Source organism: Oxalobacteraceae sp. CFBP 8761 (assembly GCA_014841595.1).
Lineage (GTDB): Bacteria > Pseudomonadota > Gammaproteobacteria > Burkholderiales > Burkholderiaceae_D > Telluria.
This window is the reverse complement of record JACYUE010000006.1, coordinates 36,090-52,246: the sequence shown is the minus strand read 5'-3', so window position 1 is coordinate 52,246 and position 16,157 is coordinate 36,090. Positions and strand designations below refer to the sequence as shown.

The following is a 16,157-nucleotide window of genomic DNA, read 5'->3' as shown; positions in this document are numbered from 1 at the left end:
GCGGCAGTGCGGGTTACCGCTTCTGCCACACCTTCATCATGTCGTCCGAGCCCTGCGAGCGCACCCCGTTGTCCGACAGGATTTCCTCGGTCGCATCCAGCGTCGCCTGGCGCGGCAGGATCATCGTCTCGCCATAGCGCTGATCGAACTTCAGCACCACCTGCTCGTCCTTCAGGTCGCGCAGCAGCGCCACCAGATGCGCCAGGCTGCGTACCGGCTTGCCATTGACCGATTCCACGACCGATCCGAAGCGGTTGCTGTAGCCGCTCACCAGCTTGTGCGGGAAGAACGGCGCGCTGATCACGACCAGTTCTTCGCGCTCGGGTGTCGGTGAATCGCCGCGTTGCGTCACAAGAGGACTGGCGTTGAACGCATACGCATTCATCCCCGGCGCGCTGCCGCTGACAAAGGCCATGAATTCGCTGGTGGCGCGCGAGAACGCCACCGGGCCATAGATGAAGTACGACGGATAGCCGCCATCCAGGTCCGGTATCAGGAGCGGGCGCGCGCCGGTGGCCGGCACCTCGACCTTCATTGGCTTGCCGCCGCGGATGATCGACATCGGCACCTTGCCGTTCTTCGCCACCTGCTGGATGCGGTACTGGAAGCGCACGCGCAGGCTCGAGCCCAGCTTGACCATCGCCTGGTTGTCGATCGCATGCTCGCCGATGTGGGTGATCACGTCCCACTCCTTCAGCGGCCAGGCGGCGTCGGTACGGTACGGCCGGTGCACCACCGCGCCTTCGACCGACTTGTCGAGCTTGAGGTACTGGCGCAGCGCCGGGCTTTCCAGCGTCTGCACGCTGTCATGCAGCAGCGGCTTGCCGTCGTAGACCCCGTCGGCCACGTCTCGCAGGAACAGTTCGATTTCTTCGTTCGGGATCACGTAGCCGATGCTCTGCGCATTGGTCACGTTGGCGAATGCCAGGCCGATCATGCGCTCGCCGGCGATCACCGGCCCGCCGCTGTTGCCCGGGTTGATCGGTGCGTCGATCTGGATGCGCAGGCCCGAGCTGAAGGCGCCGTAGTTGACGAATTCCACGCGCGAGATGATGCCGGTGGTGGTCGACAGCGAATTGCCGCCTACCGGGTAGCCGTAGGCGAACACCTGCTGGCGCACGTCCGGCAGCACGGCGGCGCGTGGCACCGGCGGGCGCTTGTCGAAGAAGCTGGGATCATCGAGCTCCAGCACCGCCAGATCGAGCCCGCGTGCCAGCGCGATGACCTTCGCCGACACCTTTTCGCCCGACTGGCTGGCCTGCACCTCGACCTGGCTGGCGTAACCCACCACGTGGGCGTTGGTCAGGATGCGCTTGCCCTCGATGATGACGCCGGAGCCTGTAATGGCCGCTGGTGCCGACTTGGTCCAGGGCTTGTACGGGTCGGGCCGGCGCACGGTGGCAAAAATCTTGACGACCGAGTTTTCGACGGCAGGCAGGGCGGGGGCGGGCGTGGTGGTGCGCGATGCGGCTGGTACGGCGGGGGTGGGAACCGCGGTGGCAGCGGCCGGCTGGGCCTCGGGCGGCGTGGTTTCCTGGGCATGGAGCGCGCCGGAGATGGCCAGCGCGAGAACGGCGAATCGCAAAGTCTTCATGGTTTCCTTCGGTTGCGCGGGAGGGCTATCAACCGAAAGAATATACACGTGCGCCGCAAAAGAAAATACGGGGAAGACCCTCGGCCTTCCCACGTCATGCAGGTTGCTTACTTCTTGACGAACTTGAGCGTCATGCGATCGCTCTCGCCGATCGCCATGTACTTTTCGCGGTCCTTGTCCTTGTTGGCCAGCACCGGCGGCAGCGTCCACACGCCTTTTTCATGATCCGCCTTGTCCTTCGGATTGGCGTTCACTTCGGATTTGGCGGCCAGCTTGAAGCCGGCCAGGTCGGCCATGCGGATCACATATGCTTCGTGCATGTAGCCGCTCGATGCCTTCGCATCCTGCGTCATCTTGACCGGCAGGCGATGTTCGACCACGCCCAGCACGCCATTCGGCTTGAGGACCTTGTGGACTTCTTTCAGCGTGGTGACCACGGCTTCGTCGCCCGCGCCCAGCCAGTTGTGCAGGTTACGGAAGGTGACGACCATGTCGGCGCTGTTCGGCGCACCCAGCTCGAAGCGGGTCGGCGGTTCGAACACCACCGGCATCACCTTGTCGTAGACCTTGGCGTCGGCAGCGAGCTTGTCGCGATAGGCCTTGCCGCCGCGGGATTCCGGCGAACCGCCAGCGCCAATCAGCTTGCCGTTCTCGCGCAGGTAGGGCGCCAGGATCTCGGTGTACCAGCCGCCGCCCGGCGAGAGTTCGATGACCGTCATGGTCGGCTTGATGCCGAAGAAGGTCAGGGTTTCGTAAGGGTGGCGGAACGCATCGCGGGCCTTGTTGGCGGCGGCGCGGTGCTCGCCGGCGATGGCGGATTTCAGGGCGTCGTCCGCGTGCGCGGCGCCGGCGATGCCGGTTGCCAGCATTGCGGCCAGGATCAGTCGTTTCATCGTGCGAGGTCTCCATGATGGTTGACGACGGGCGGTGCGCCGTCGTCGCTGCGCTGATGATCCCGGAGGCACGGCGCACAGTCAAGCATTCGTCACATATGCATGTGTGGCGGGCGTTGGCGCCCGTATTGACGGGATGCAGGGAGAAAAGAAGCTGCGCAAGGTACGTACAAATTTGTGCATTGTGGTGGCACAACATTTGCCTATTCAAAGTCTTAAGTTGCTGCTAAGGTTGCGCGGTTTGTCACGTTTTCATCTGTCATAAAACCAAAGCATAAGAGCTGTAATTACAAGAGCGGCCCGAGCTGTTCGCGGAACCGCTGCCCGGACGAAGGTTATTCAGGAGATCTCATGGAACGCCGTACCTTTCTTAATCTCAGCAGCGGGGCAGCCGCCTCGATGCTGCTGCCTTTCGGACGCGCCATCGCTGCCGAAGAGCTCACCAGCAGCATGCCAGTGGCCGCCAAGAAGGCGCTGGCCGATGTCGCGCTCAACGCCGCCACCAAGGCCGGCGCCAGCTACGCCGACGTGCGCATCGGTCGCTACCTCAACCAGTTCATCACCACGCGCGAGCTGAACGTCGAAAACGTGGCCAACACCGAGTCGGCCGGCGTGGGGGTGCGCGTGATCGTGAATGGCGCCTACGGCTTTGCCGCGACGTCCGACATGTCGACCGATGGCATCGCGAATGCGGCGCGCCAGGCCGTGGCAATCGCCAAGGCAAACGCCAAGCTGCAGACCGAACCGGTGCGCCTCGCACCAGTCAAGGGCGTGGGCGACGTGTCATGGAGCACCCCGATCAAGAAAGACTGGCGCACCGTGCCGATCGCCGAGAAGACCGACATGCTGATCGCCGCGAACAAGGCCGGCATGGAAGGCGGCGCGAACTTCATGCAGTCGATGCTGTTCCAGGTGAACCAGCAAAAGTATTTTGCCTCGACCGACGGCTCGTACATCGACCAGGACGTGCATCGCCTGTGGGCGCCGTTCTCGGCCACCGCCGTCGACAAGGCCAGCGGCAAGTTCCGCTCGCGCGCCGGCCTCAGCTCCCCGGTGGGCAAGGGGTACGAGTACTTCGACGCGCGGCCCGAGCACAAGATCAAGGCCGCCGGCGGCATCGCCACGCTGTACACCGAATCGTATGACATTATCGAAGACGCCCGCGCCGCCGGCCGCGACGCCAAGCGCAAGCTGACCGCCAAGTCGGTCCAGCCGGGCAAGTACGACCTGATGCTGGCGCCCGAACACCTGTGGCTGACCATCCACGAGAACGTCGGCCACCCGACGGAGCTCGATCGCGTGCTGGGCTTCGAAGCCAACTACGCCGGCACCAGCTTTGCCACGCTCGAGAAGCTGCAATCGAAGACCTTCAAGTATGGCTCGCCGATCGTCAACATCTTCGCCGACAAGACCACGCCAGGCTCGCTGGGCGCCATCGGCTTCGACGACGAGGGCGTGAAATCCAAGCGCTGGGACATCATCAAGGACGGCATCCTGGTCAACTTCCAGGCCACGCGCGACCAGGCCCACATCATCGGCGAAAAAGAATCGCATGGCTGCTCGTATGCGGACGGCTGGAACACGGTCCAGTTCCAGCGCATGCCGAACGTCTCGCTCGCACCGGGCAAGACCAAGCTCACGCCCGACGAAATGGTCAAGGGCATCAAGAAGGGCATCTACATCGTCGGCGACGGCTCGTTCTCGATCGACCAGCAGCGCTACAACTCGCAGTTTGGCGGCCAGCTGTTCTACGAAATCAAGGACGGCAAGATCGGCCAGATGCTGGAAGACGTGGCGTACCAGTCGAACACGCAGGAATTCTGGGGCGCCTGCAGCGCCATCTGCGATGAACGCGACTGGCGCATGGGCGGTTCGTTCTTCGACGGCAAAGGACAGCCGCCGCAGATCAGCATCGTCTCGCATGGTTCGTCGACCACGCGCTTTAACGGCATCAATGTGATCAACACCGCTCGCAAGATCGGCTAAGCAGGGGCGCACATGAGTATCTTGACCCAGGAACAAACCAAACGCATCACCGACCGCGTGCTGTCGCTGAGCAAAGCCGATGAATGCATCGTCAACATCGAGGGCAACCGCATCGGCAATATCCGCTTTGCGCGCAACGCCGTCTCGACCGCCGGCCTGGCCGACGACACCCGCATCCAGGTGCAGGTCGCCTTCGGTAAAAAGCAGGGCACGGCCACCATCAACGAATTCGACGACAAGTCGATCGAGCGCGCGGTGCGCCGCGCCGAGGACCTGGCGCGCCTGGCGCCGGACAATCCGGAATTCATTCCGGCCATCGCCAAGACCGCCTACAAGCCATCGGACACGTTCGTGCAGAAGACCGCCGACATCGATCCGGAGTACCGCGCGCAGGCTGCGGCTTATGCGATCGAAGGCTGCCGCAAGCGCGGTCTGGTGTCGGCCGGCTTCTTCACCGACCGCACCAGCTTTGAAACCATCGCCAACTCGAATGGGCTGTTTGGCCACCAGGTGGCAACGTCGCTGGACTTCACGCTGACCGTGCGCACCGAAGACGGCCGCGGTTCGGGCTGGGTCAAGCGCTCGGCGCGCGACGTCGCCAAATTCGATCCGCGCGAAGCGGCCGAAATCGCGATCGAGAAAGCACTGCGCTCGGTCGACGCCAAGGCACTGGAGCCGGGCCGCTACACGGTCATCATGGAACCGGCCGCCACGTCCGATCTGCTCAGCTTCATGCTGGGTGGTTTCGATGCGCGCCGCGCCGACGAAGGCCGCAGCTTCCTGTCGAAAGCCGGCGGCAAGAACCGCCTGGGCGACAAGCTGTTCGACCAGCAGGTCAATATCTGGTCCGACCCGTGGGACAAGGATGTCGCGGTGCTGCCGTGGGACGACAACATGCTGCCGCGCGAGCGCGTGGAGCTGGTCAAGGATGGCAAGATCAATGCACTGGACTACTCGCGCTTCTGGGCGCAGCAGAAGAACCAGCGCGCGGTGGGCGCGGCCGGCAACATCATCATGGCCGGCACCAACAAGACCACCGAGGAGCTGATCGCGAATACCAAGAAGGGCGTGCTGGTCACGCGCACCTGGTATATCCGCATGGTCGATCCGCAATCGGTGCTGCTCACGGGCCTGACGCGCGATGGCACGTTCTACGTTGAAAACGGCAAGATCAAACACCCGATCAAGAACTTCCGTTTCAACGAAAGCCCGGTGTCGATGCTGAACAATATCGAGGAAATCGGCAAGCCGGTGGTCATCGGCGCCGATGAAGCACGCTACTCGATGCTGATCCCGTCGATGAAGATCCGCGACTTCAACTTCACGTCGCTGTCGGACGCGGTTTAAGCCCCATCGCTGCAACACCGTCATTCCCGCCAGCGCGGGAATGACGCGCAACCGCAAACGGATAACACACATGGAACGTCGACAATTCCTGCATATCGGCGCCGGCACCGCTGGCGCGCTGTTCATTCCGGTGTTCGGCAACGCGATCGCGGCCGAAGACCTGCTCAACCCGATGGCGGCAAGCGCCAAGAAGGCCCTGGCCGACACCGCGATGAACGCGGCGACGCAAGCCGGGGCGTCGTACTGCGACGTGCGCATTGGCCGCTACCTGAACCAGTTCGTCATCACGCGTGACCTGAACGTCGAAAGCATCAACAACACCGAATCGAGCGGCGTCGGCGTGCGCGTGATCGCCGGCGGCGCCTATGGCTTCGCCTCGACCAACGACATGACGACCGACGGCGTGGCCGGTGCCGCACGCCAGGCCGTGGCGATTGCCAAGGCCAACGCCAGGCTGCAGACCGAGCCGGTGCGCCTGGCGCCCGTTAAGGGCGTGGGCGAAGTGGCTTGGGCCACGCCGCTCAAGAAGGACTGGCGCACGATTCCGGTCAAGGAAAAGGCCGACATGCTGATCGCCGCGAACAAGGCGGGCCTGGATGCGGGCGCGAACTTCATGACCGCGTCGCTCTTCCAGATCAACCAGCAAAAGTATTTTGCCTCGACCGACGGCTCGTACATCGACCAGGACATCCACCGTCTGTGGGCGCCGATCAATGCCACCGCCGTCGACAAGAAGAGCGGCAAATTCCGCTCGCGCGGTGGCCTGGGCGCCCCGGCGTCGATGGGTTATGAATACTTCGACGCGCGCCCCGAGAACAAGGTGCGCGCCGCCGGCGGCGTCACGAGCCTGTACAAGAACGCCTACGACATCATCGAAGACGCCCGCATGGCCGGCAAGCAGGCGCGCGAAAAGCTGTCGGCCAAGTCGGTCGAACCGGGCAAGTACGACCTGGTGCTCAGCCCCGAACACCTGTTCCTGACGATCCACGAAAACGTCGGCCACCCGACGGAACTGGACCGCGTGCTCGGTTACGAAGCCAACTACGCGGGCACCAGCTTCGCGGGCCTCGACAAGTGGGAAACCAAGAAATTCAAGTACGGTGCGGAGCGCGTCAATTTTGTGGCGGACCGCACCACGCCAGGCTCGCTGGGTCTGATCGGCTTCGACGACGAAGGCGTCGCGGCCAAGAAGTGGGACATCATCCGCAACGGCGTGCTGGTGAATTACCAGGCCACGCGCGACCAGGCCCACATCATCGGCGAGAAGGAATCGCATGGCTGCTCGTATGCCGACAGCTGGAGCACGGTGCAATTCCAGCGCATGCCGAACGTGTCGCTCGAGCCGGGCAAGAGCCGGCTCACCCCGGATGAGATGGTGGCCGACGTCAAGAAGGGCATCTACATCCTGGGCCGCGGTTCGTACTCGATCGACCAGCAGCGCTACAACTTCCAGTTTGGCGGCACGCTGTATTACGAGATCAAGAACGGCAAGATCACGAACCCGCTGGAAGACGTGGCCTACCAGGCCAACACGCAGGAATTCTGGAATGCCTGTACCGCAATCTGCGACGAGCGCGATTGGCGCATGGGCGGGTCCTTCTTCGATGGCAAGGGCCAGCCAAGCCAGGTGAGCGCCGTGTCGCACGGGTCGAGCACCACGCGCTTCAACGGCATCAATGTCATCAACACCGCACGCAAGATCGGCTGAGGAAACCAAGATGAAAGCGCTCAATCAGGACCAAGCAAAACGCATCACCGACCGCGTGCTCGCCATGTCGAAAGCCGACGAGTGCACCGTGTCGATCGAAGGCAGCCGTGTGGGCAACGTGCGCTTCGCGCGCAACAGCGTCTCGACCGCCGGCCTGACCGAAGACATGCAGCTCGTCGTACGCGTGGCCTTCGGCAAACGCAGCGGCACCGCGATCGTCAACGAATTCGACGACAAGTCGCTGGAAAAGGCCGTGCGCCGCGCCGAAGAACTGGCGCGCCTGTCGCCGGAAAACCCGGAGTTCATGCCGGCGATTTCCAAGCAGGCCTACCGCGCTACCAGCACCTTCGTGCCGGCCACCGCAGCGATCGATCCGGACTTCCGGGCGTCGGTTGCTGCCACCAGCATCGAGATGGCACGTGCCAAGAAACTCGTCACGGCGGGCTTCTTCACCGACAGCACGCGCTTTTCGACGATCGCCAATTCGAACGGCGTGTTCGGCCACCAGGACTTCACCGACCTGTCGTTCAGCCTCACCGCGCGTACCGAAGACGGCCGTGGTTCGGGCTGGGTCACCCGCGCCGCCGTCGATGCGGCGCGCTTCGATGCGCGTGAAGCATCCGAGGTCGCCATCGAAAAGGCGCTGCGTTCGGTCGACGCCCGCGCGCTGGAACCAGGCCGCTACACGGTGATCCTGGAGCCGGCGGCGACGTCGGAAATCCTCGGCAATATGTTCAGCGCGTTCTCGGCCCGCTCGGCCGACGAAGGCCGCAGCTTCCTGGCCAAGAAGGGCGGGGGCAACCGCCTGGGCGACAAGCTGTTCGACAGCCAGGTCAATGTCTGGGCCGATCCGTGGGACAAGGATGTACCGGTTGCGCCATGGGACAACGAATCGCTGCTGCCGCGCGAGCGCACCCAGTTGATCAAGGATGGCCGCATCGCCTCGCTGGACTACTCGCGCTACTGGGCGCAAAAGACCGGCAAGCGCGCCACCGCGGAACACGGCAACATGATCATGGCGGGTGGTACCAAGTCGCTGGAAGAGCTGATCGAAGGCACCAAGAAGGGCATCGTCGTCACGCGCACCTGGTATATCCGCATGGTCGATCCGCAGTCGCTGCTGCTCACGGGCCTGACCCGCGACGGCACGTTCTACGTCGAAAACGGCAAGATCAAGTACCCGCTCAAGAACTTCCGCTTCAACGAGAGCCCGGTCACGATCCTGAATAACATCGATGAACTGGGCAAGCCCCAGATCATCGGTGGCGACGAGGTGCCGTTCCAGATGGTGCTGCCGCCGATGAAGGTGCGTGACTTCAACTTCACGTCGCTGTCGGACGCGGTCTGACGGTCGGGCATCGACATGGCCAGTTTTGACTTCTACTTCACGCGCCTGATGTACGAATCGGGCAACTGGGATGTGGATGTCCGCATGCCGAGCAACGTGCTGAACTCCCTCGTGGAGTACACCACGTTGCGGGTCGATACGACGGAACGCATGGTGGCCTTGTCCGACCCGAAGATGCTGCAGGCGCCGTTCTGCTACCTGGCCGGCCACAAGCTGGTGCAGTTCACGCCAGCGGAGCGGCGCAACTTCGAACAATACGTGCGTGGCGGCGGCTTTGTTTTTGTCGACGACTGCAACCACGACATCGACGGCCTGTTCGCCAAGTCGTTCGAGGCCGAGATGGCCAAGATCTTCGGGCTGAACGCGCTGAAGAAAATCCCGAACAAGCACCCGCTGTATTCGTGCTTCTTCAAGTTCGAGGATGGTCCGCCCACGACCGGCATGGAGCTCAATGGCTGGGGCGACGACCTGGTGCACGAGTATCTGAAGGCGATCGAGATTGGCGGGCGCGTGCGCGTGCTGTACTCGAACAAGGACTATGGCTGCGAGTGGGATTACGACTTTCGCAACAAGCGTTTTCTGGCGGTGGACAACACCCGCTTTGCAGTAAACATCATTCAATATGCGTTGGGAGCATGACCAGTGGCTGAGAGTAATTCGATAGCGTGGGACGAACAGGAAATCGCTGCACTGACGGCGAAAGTGGGCGAGCTCAAAGCCAGCATGGCGCGCGTGATCATTGGCCAGGAAGACGTCGTCAACCTGCTCGTCACGTGCCTGCTGGCCGGCGGCCACGCACTGGTCGAAGGCGTGCCGGGGCTGGGCAAGACGCTGCTCGTGAAATCCCTGGCGCAGGCGACCGACATGCAGTTCAGGCGCGTGCAGTTCACGCCCGACCTGATGCCGTCGGATATCGTCGGCACCGAGATCCTCGAAGAAGACCAGGCCACGCGCCAGCGCGCGTTCCGCTTCCAGCCTGGCCCGGTGTTTACGCAAGTGCTGCTGGCCGACGAGATCAACCGCGCGCCACCAAAAACGCAGTCGGCGCTGCTCGAGGCGATGCAGGAACGCTCGGTCACCTTCGCCGGCCAGACCCACAAACTGCCACGGCCCTTCTTTGTTCTGGCCACGCAGAACCCGATCGAGCAGGCCGGGACGTACCCGCTGCCGGAAGCGCAGCTGGACCGCTTCCTGTTGCGCATCGATGTCGTGTACCCGACCGAGGATGAAGAAGTGCTGATGGTCTCGCGCACGACGCACGCGGGCTTGCAGGATGCCGAGCCGGTAATGGATGTCGCCACGCTGCTGCGCCTGCAGCAGCTGGTGCGCGACATCGAGATTGGTGACCATCTGGTGCGCTACGCCACGCGCCTGGTGCGCGCCACGCGCCCGAGCGAGACCACGGTCGATGCGGTGAAAAAGCACATCGGCTGGGGCGCCGGGCCGCGCGCCGGCCAGGCACTGGTGCTGGCGTCGAAAGCGCGCGCGCTGATGCAGGGCCGGCTGGCCGTGACCCGCGACGACATCGGCGCGATGCTGCTGCCGGTGCTGGCGCACCGCGTGCTGCGCAACTTCGAGGCCGAAGCCGACGGCATCGCCATCGCCGATGTGTTGCAGTCGCTGCAGCGCGAGATCAAGGTAGCGTAATTGGCGATCGCAGAATGTCGTCCGTGAATTCGGCGCTGATCGCGCATACGACCCGGCTCGATCTCGTGATCCGTCACGTGCTGGCCGGGCTCGGGCACGGCATCCACGCGGGCCGCGAGCGCGGTGCCGGCGTCGAGTTTTCCGAGTACCGCTCGTACGTGCCGGGTGACGAGTGGCGCCGCGTCGACTGGAAGCTGGCCGCGCGCGCCGACCGTTATTTCGTGCGCGAGGCGGAGCGCGATAGCCACGTGGCCGTCTGGCTGATCCTCGACGCCAGCGCATCGATGGCCGAACCAAGCCGCAGCATTGAGGGCATCGACAAACTGACCTGCGCGCGCACGCTGCTGGCCTGTGTGGCCGCCATCGCGCAGCGCCAGGGCGATGCGTTCGGGCTGGTGATCCTGAGCGACGGCAAGGTGACGTTCACGCCCGCCAATCGCGGCCCGCGCCATCTGCAGCGCGTGCTGGCGCAACTGCAGCGCGCCACACCCGCCGGCCAGTTGCCGGACGCCGAAACGCTCAAGGCCAGCCTGCACTTTGCCCTCTCGCCCAGCGCCATCTACGCAGCGAGCGACTTGCTCGACTGGCCGTCGCCGCTGTCGCTGGCATTGACCCGGCTGCGCCAGATGCGCCACGACGTACGCGTGCTGTGCCTGCAGACGCAGGCCGAAATTGATGCCAGCTTCCCTGACACGCAGGCGTACCGCGACCCCGAGCATGACGAAGGGGTGTTCCGCATCGGCGCCGACCTGAAAGAAGGCTACCGCCGCAACCGCATGGAACACTTCGATCGGGTGATGGCCCAGTGCCGCAGGAATGACATGCCGTTGACGCTGGCCGCCATCGAGCAGGCGCCGGGCGACGTGCTGCGGCGCTGGCTGCGCCGGCCATCGAGGTAATCGCCCATGAATGCACTCTGGTGGTTTGCGCTTCCCGTGTTGCTGCTGCCGGTCTGGTGGCACCGGCGCAAGCGCGTGCAGAACCAGGCCGCACTGATGGCCACTGCGCGTTTCTTGCCGCGCACCGAGCCGAAACAGACGCGCGTGTGGCGCTGGAGCGATCCGCTGCTGCTGTTGGTGCGCTGCTTGTTACTCGCGGTGCTCATCGCTTGGCTGGCTGACCCGGTCTACCCGTGGCGCGGCGACACGGTGGTCGTGACTGCGGGCGCTGATAAGGTCTGGGTCGAGCGCGAAGTGGGGCAAGCCGGCTTGGCTGGGGCCGAGCGCGTGACGCTGCCGGCGGCGCAGGCATTGCCCTGGTTGCACACGCATGAACGCGAATGGACTGGCGACGCGCGCCTGCTGGTGCTGGGCGACGTGCCGATGCCGGCCACGAAGCCGGTGTTTGGCCGTGACATCACGGTGCGCACGCAGCCGACCGTGCCAGCCAACGTCGAGCGGCATGTGGTCATTGCCAGCGAGCGCCCGCAAGCCTGGCGCCGCCTGTTTGCGGCGCAGGATGGCGTCGAGAAGATCGTCGTGGATGATGCACCGGGCGCCAGGACGGACCTGATCATCTGGGACCGTACCGAGGCGCCGCCTGCGGCGCTGCGTGCATCGCTGTGGTGGGTGACCAACCCGGCGGCGTTCCCCGAGCTGGCCAAGGCGCGCACGCTGAACGGTTTGCAGTACGCCGACAGTGCGCGCGGCCGCCTGTGGCACCATCCGGCATGGCCGCCGCAGGATGTCGACGCCGCACGTGCGCTGCTCGACACCTGGCAGCGGCTGCACATCGGGCCCCGTCCCTACACCTTGCCGTCGCAAACGTTCGCCGCCTCGAAAGGCGCCAACGCACCGGCGCCAAGCGGCGCACTGCGCGACATCCTGCTGGCCATCCTGGTTGGCTTGTTCGTCCTTGAAAGGAGTCTCGCGCATGCACGGAGGCGTTGAGATCACCAAACGCGTATGGCGCGCAGCCCAGCTGCGCCGCATGCCGCTCTGGATCGGCGGGGCCTTGCCCTGGCTGGTCATTCCGTCGGGCCCGGGCTTGCTGGCCTGGGCCGGCTGGTGCGCGCTGGACTGGGTCAAGCTGCGCCGCCGCGTGGCGTATGAATGGCCGGCGTGGCTCGATGGTGCGGTGCCCGAGATGGAAGATAGCGCGGCCCTGCTCAACGCGGCCGACACACCGATCGCGCGCCTGCAGCAGCAGCGCCTGTTCGCACGGCTCGATGCGGCCGTCTCGCGCCAGCAACTGCGCCAGATCGCGCGCCAGCATGTATCGAGCGGTCTGCCGATCCTGCTGGTCAGCGCGGTGCTTGCGGGGATGGTGTGGTACGCGACCACGCGGCCGTCGGAGCAGGGTGCGGTCACGCCGCCCAGTCCCGTCAGCAGTGCAACGGCCGCCACGCTGGCTGGCCTGAACATCAAGCTTGCCCCACCCGCCTATACGGGCGTGGCGGCATCTGAATCGGCGCCGCGCGACCTGCAGGTGCCTGAGCAGACGGTCGTGACGTGGTGCCTGACCGGTGGCACGGGCGGCAACAATAAAATCGAGCTGGGTAACGGTGAAACACTCGAACCCGGTGAACAGTGCGCGCGCTGGACGGCGACCGAATCGGTGGTCTGGCGCTGGCGCGGCGCGCGCCACACGCTGCGCGTGATTCCCGATGCGCCGCCCGAGATCACGATCAGCGCCCCGGCGCAGATGATCCAGGACCTGCGCGACAACGCGACCGGCACCACGATGACGGTCCAGGTCAAGGACGACTACCGGATCACCCGTGCGACACTGCACATGACGCTTGCGCAGGGCAGCGGCGAGAACGTGCGCTTTACGGACCGCGAGATGCCGCTGCCGGCGTCGAGCAATCCGAAGTTGCGCAACTGGTCCAGGACATGGGCCCTGAGCGAGCTGGCGATGGAGCCGGGCGACGAGCTGTATTTTTTCGTCCGCGCGACCGACAACGCGGGCCGTGCGCAGACCGTGCAGTCACCGACGTACACGGTGCGGCGCCCGGCGCCGGAGCAGGAAGCCGAAGAAGAAAGTGCAGCGATGCCGTCGCTGGTGAAGCCGGCATCGCTGCGCAGCCAGCGCCAGATCATCATCGACACCGAACAGCTGATCGCCGACATGCGCAACACAAAGCTCGCGGCCGCCGACATGCGTGATCGCAGCGAGCGGATCGGCGACGATCAGGCGCAGTTGCGCCGCCGCTATGGCCAGTTCCTGGGCGAAGAGTCGACGCTGTTCGGCGAGGAAGCGGCCAAGGCGCCACGCGCCGCCGAGAAGCCTGCCGAAGAAGAAGGCCACGAGGGCCATGACCATGCACCCGGTGGCCATGACCACGATCACGGCGAACCGAATCAGCGCAAGGGCGGCATCGTCAACGAGACGCAGCAGATCCTGGCAACCTACGGCCACGCGCACGACGAAGCCGAGAACGCGACGATGTACGACGAAGGCACCAAGAAGGTGCTGCGGCGCGCGCTGGTCGCGATGTGGGACGCCGAAAAATCGCTGCGTGCGATCACGCCGAAAAGCGCCCTGGCCCCAGAGCACAAGGCCCTGGAAGCGATCAAGGAATTGCAGCAGGCCGAGCGCATCTACCTGCACAAGACCGCCTTCACGCCGCCACCGATCAAGGAAGAAAAGCGCATGACCGGCGAGATGGACGGCGCTGCGAGCTACCGTCGCACGCAGGGGGAGCAGGCGGCGGCGCTGCCGGAAGAACTGCGCACGCTGGTGCAGGCGTTGTCGGGAGAGGCTGCGCTGCCGGCGCTGTGGATGCGCACCGCGAACGACTGGGTGCGCACGCGCCTGGTCGAGGACGAGCAGCGCCTGGCAGCGCAGCGCGCGATCCAGGACGTGGCCGACGGCTGCATCGCCTGCCGCCCGGTGCTGCGCGCCTGGTTGCGTTCCGGCGCAGGGCAGGGGCAGGTGCTGTTGCAGGCGAAGACCAGCGTCGACACCGCGTTCGCGCGCCGCTGGCGCGAGTCGGCTGATGGAGCGGCCAAGCCATGAACCAGCAGTGGCTGATCGCCGGCATCGTAGTCGCATGCATCGTCAGCGCCGGCCTGTATCTGCGCCGCCGCCAGTGGCTCGATGCGCTGCTGGTCATCGTCGCCGCCGCGAGCCTGGGCCTGTTCGCGCTGGACTTGCGCATGCCGGGCGAGGGCGGCCGCACGCTGGCCATCGATCCGGCCGCGCCACCGTCATCACTCGAAGGTGTGAACAGCCTGACGCTGAAGGGCGATGGCCTGCGCACCGCCGAATGGAATGATTTGCCGGCACGGCCGTTGGCTTGGGAAGCGCCACGCGGCGGCACGCTGCGGCTTGCGTTTCCAAGCCAGGTAGCGCTGGGTCGCCAGTTCACGCTGACGATGGAGCGCGAAGACAAGACCGACGCGCGGCTGCAGCTGCTGGCCGAGAATGGCCAGCCGCTTGCAGAAGCGCGGGGCACCGGCGACCTGCGCGTCGACTGGATGCCGCCGGTGGCCGAGCGCGTTGTGCTCAAGGCGCGGCTGCTTGACGCCAAAGACAAGGTGATTGCCGAGGGACCGGTCCCGTTCATCGTGCATGCGCCAGTGCCGCTGCAGGTCGTCGGCCGCTTCGGCGCGCCATCGTTCGACCTTCGCGTGCTGAACGACCTGCTGACCGCTAGCGGCGCGCTGCTCGACTGGCAAGTCACGCTGGGCCGCGCAATCACGCGCACCGAAGCGCCGCGCACCGAGATGGCTTCGCCCAACCTGATGGTAATCGATGCTGCACGCTTCGAGCGGATGGCGACCGGCGAACGCAGCGCGCTGCTGGACCGCGTGGCCAAGGGCATGCCGCTGCTGGTCCTGGGCGGCAACGCGAACGATCCCGGCGTCTGGTCACGCACGCTGCAACTGCCGCTACGCGCGCAGCCGCTGGGCGCCAAGATCGACGCGCCGTTAGAAATGCCAGTGGCCTCGCTGCTGCCCGCATCGCGTGACGCCGGTCCATGGCGCGGCATTGACGATATGGTCTGGACCCGCGACTGGCAACAGGGCCGCATCGCCTGGCTGGGCGTGACCGAATGGCACCGCCACGCGATCTCCGAGCCACGCGCACTGGCACTGTGGTGGCAGGGCGTGCTGGACCGCGTGGGTGTCGAAGAACGGCACAAGACTGAATGGCTGGCACCAGGCGACATGCCACTGGCAGGCCAGCGCCTGGAACTCTGCGCGCGCGGCGTCAGTGGCCAGCTGACGCTTCCCGATCTGAAGCAGTCGCTCAACTGGCAACGGCGCGCAGACCGCGCCGACGCATCATGCGCAGCGCTGTGGCCGCAAAAGGCGGGGTGGTTACAACTGCAGGACCAGAACGCCGGCCCGCATGCGCTCTACGTGTACGCAACGAACGACTGGCCCGAATGGCAGGCAGCCGAACGGCGCGATGCAACGGCGCACTACGCCGCCCGTTCGCAGCTCCAGACGATGAACGGACCAACACGACCCGCACCATCCTGGCCATTCGCACTCGCTTTCGCAGCGGCCATGCTGCTGCTATGGTGGCGCGAGCGGCGCTGAAAAAAAAAGCCGGGGTCAGGTCTGACATTCGGACACGGCCCCAGCTGTAGCAATGCGTCTTCAGAACGGCTATGCAACAACCGTGCCGAAATTGATCGCAAAGACGCACTTTCCTTACTCTTCTGAACTCGGATCGAGCTAC

The 16,157-nt window shown here is 65.0% G+C and carries 12 protein-coding genes; 10 read left to right on the top strand and 2 right to left on the bottom strand.

Annotation, left to right across the window (positions count from 1 at the left end; genetic code table 11):
* Positions 1-13 precede the first annotated feature (13 nt).
* Both IFU00_22495 and IFU00_22490 read right to left on the bottom strand, forming a co-directional pair.
* Positions 14-1,594 carry a trypsin-like peptidase domain-containing protein gene (locus IFU00_22495; GenBank protein MBD8545052.1) on the bottom strand — a complete coding sequence of 527 codons (1,581 nt, stop codon included), beginning with the start codon at positions 1,592-1,594 and terminating at the stop codon, positions 14-16.
* Positions 1,595-1,701: 107 nt separating this feature from the next.
* On the bottom strand, positions 1,702-2,487 hold the full coding sequence (locus tag IFU00_22490; protein MBD8545051.1) for a class I SAM-dependent methyltransferase: 786 nt from the start codon (positions 2,485-2,487) through the stop codon (positions 1,702-1,704).
* A 351-nt stretch (positions 2,488-2,838) separates the two neighbouring features.
* Between IFU00_22490 and IFU00_22485 the strand changes: the two genes are divergently transcribed.
* The 10 genes from IFU00_22485 (at position 2,839) to IFU00_22440 (ending at position 16,015) form a co-directional block, all read left to right on the top strand.
* The gene (locus IFU00_22485) at positions 2,839-4,473 is read left to right on the top strand and encodes a TldD/PmbA family protein (protein MBD8545050.1); all 1,635 of its coding nucleotides are present in this window, start codon (positions 2,839-2,841) and stop codon (positions 4,471-4,473) included.
* A 12-nt stretch (positions 4,474-4,485) separates the two neighbouring features.
* Positions 4,486-5,820 (top strand): TldD/PmbA family protein, encoded by a 1,335-nt coding sequence (locus IFU00_22480; protein ID MBD8545049.1) that lies wholly within the window; start codon positions 4,486-4,488, stop codon positions 5,818-5,820.
* A 70-nt stretch (positions 5,821-5,890) separates the two neighbouring features.
* A complete protein-coding gene (locus tag IFU00_22475) occupies positions 5,891-7,528 on the top strand; it encodes a TldD/PmbA family protein (GenBank protein ID MBD8545048.1) in 1,638 nt (545 codons plus the stop codon).
* A 10-nt stretch (positions 7,529-7,538) separates the two neighbouring features.
* The gene (locus tag IFU00_22470) at positions 7,539-8,876 is read left to right on the top strand and encodes a TldD/PmbA family protein (GenBank protein MBD8545047.1); all 1,338 of its coding nucleotides are present in this window, start codon (positions 7,539-7,541) and stop codon (positions 8,874-8,876) included.
* A 15-nt stretch (positions 8,877-8,891) separates the two neighbouring features.
* Positions 8,892-9,515: a DUF4159 domain-containing protein gene (locus IFU00_22465; protein MBD8545046.1), complete on the top strand. Its 624-nt coding sequence runs from the start codon at positions 8,892-8,894 to the stop codon at positions 9,513-9,515.
* 3 nt (positions 9,516-9,518) lie between these two features.
* Positions 9,519-10,523: a MoxR family ATPase gene (locus tag IFU00_22460; GenBank protein MBD8545045.1), complete on the top strand. Its 1,005-nt coding sequence runs from the start codon at positions 9,519-9,521 to the stop codon at positions 10,521-10,523.
* A gap of 14 nt (positions 10,524-10,537) precedes the next feature.
* Positions 10,538-11,422, top strand: a complete 885-nt coding sequence (locus IFU00_22455; GenBank protein ID MBD8545044.1) for a DUF58 domain-containing protein — start codon at positions 10,538-10,540, stop codon at positions 11,420-11,422.
* 6 nt (positions 11,423-11,428) lie between these two features.
* Positions 11,429-12,412, top strand: coding sequence for a BatA domain-containing protein (locus IFU00_22450; protein ID MBD8545043.1), 984 nt, complete (start codon positions 11,429-11,431; stop codon positions 12,410-12,412).
* Positions 12,396-14,483, top strand: coding sequence for a hypothetical protein (locus tag IFU00_22445; GenBank protein ID MBD8545042.1), 2,088 nt, complete (start codon positions 12,396-12,398; stop codon positions 14,481-14,483). The genes IFU00_22450 and IFU00_22445 overlap by 17 nt, the downstream gene beginning before the upstream one ends.
* On the top strand, positions 14,480-16,015 hold the full coding sequence (locus IFU00_22440) for a hypothetical protein (GenBank protein ID MBD8545041.1): 1,536 nt from the start codon (positions 14,480-14,482) through the stop codon (positions 16,013-16,015). Before IFU00_22445 ends, IFU00_22440 begins: the two co-directional genes overlap by 4 nt.
* Positions 16,016-16,157: the final 142 nt, after the last annotated feature.

What these genes read in the sequence shown, in the direction of transcription:
- IFU00_22495 (MBD8545052.1), bottom strand. Translation starts at nt 1,594, where the DNA reads ATGAAGACTTTGCGATTCGCCGTTCTCGCGCTGGCCATCTCCGGCGCG.
- IFU00_22490 (MBD8545051.1), bottom strand. Translation starts at nt 2,487, where the DNA reads ATGAAACGACTGATCCTGGCCGCAATGCTGGCAACCGGCATCGCCGGC.
- IFU00_22485 (MBD8545050.1), top strand. Translation starts at nt 2,839, where the DNA reads ATGGAACGCCGTACCTTTCTTAATCTCAGCAGCGGGGCAGCCGCCTCG.
- IFU00_22480 (MBD8545049.1), top strand. Translation starts at nt 4,486, where the DNA reads ATGAGTATCTTGACCCAGGAACAAACCAAACGCATCACCGACCGCGTG.
- IFU00_22475 (MBD8545048.1), top strand. Translation starts at nt 5,891, where the DNA reads ATGGAACGTCGACAATTCCTGCATATCGGCGCCGGCACCGCTGGCGCG.
- IFU00_22470 (MBD8545047.1), top strand. Translation starts at nt 7,539, where the DNA reads ATGAAAGCGCTCAATCAGGACCAAGCAAAACGCATCACCGACCGCGTG.
- IFU00_22465 (MBD8545046.1), top strand. Translation starts at nt 8,892, where the DNA reads ATGGCCAGTTTTGACTTCTACTTCACGCGCCTGATGTACGAATCGGGC.
- IFU00_22455 (MBD8545044.1), top strand. Translation starts at nt 10,538, where the DNA reads ATGTCGTCCGTGAATTCGGCGCTGATCGCGCATACGACCCGGCTCGAT.
- IFU00_22450 (MBD8545043.1), top strand. Translation starts at nt 11,429, where the DNA reads ATGAATGCACTCTGGTGGTTTGCGCTTCCCGTGTTGCTGCTGCCGGTC.
- IFU00_22445 (MBD8545042.1), top strand. Translation starts at nt 12,396, where the DNA reads ATGCACGGAGGCGTTGAGATCACCAAACGCGTATGGCGCGCAGCCCAG.
- IFU00_22440 (MBD8545041.1), top strand. Translation starts at nt 14,480, where the DNA reads ATGAACCAGCAGTGGCTGATCGCCGGCATCGTAGTCGCATGCATCGTC.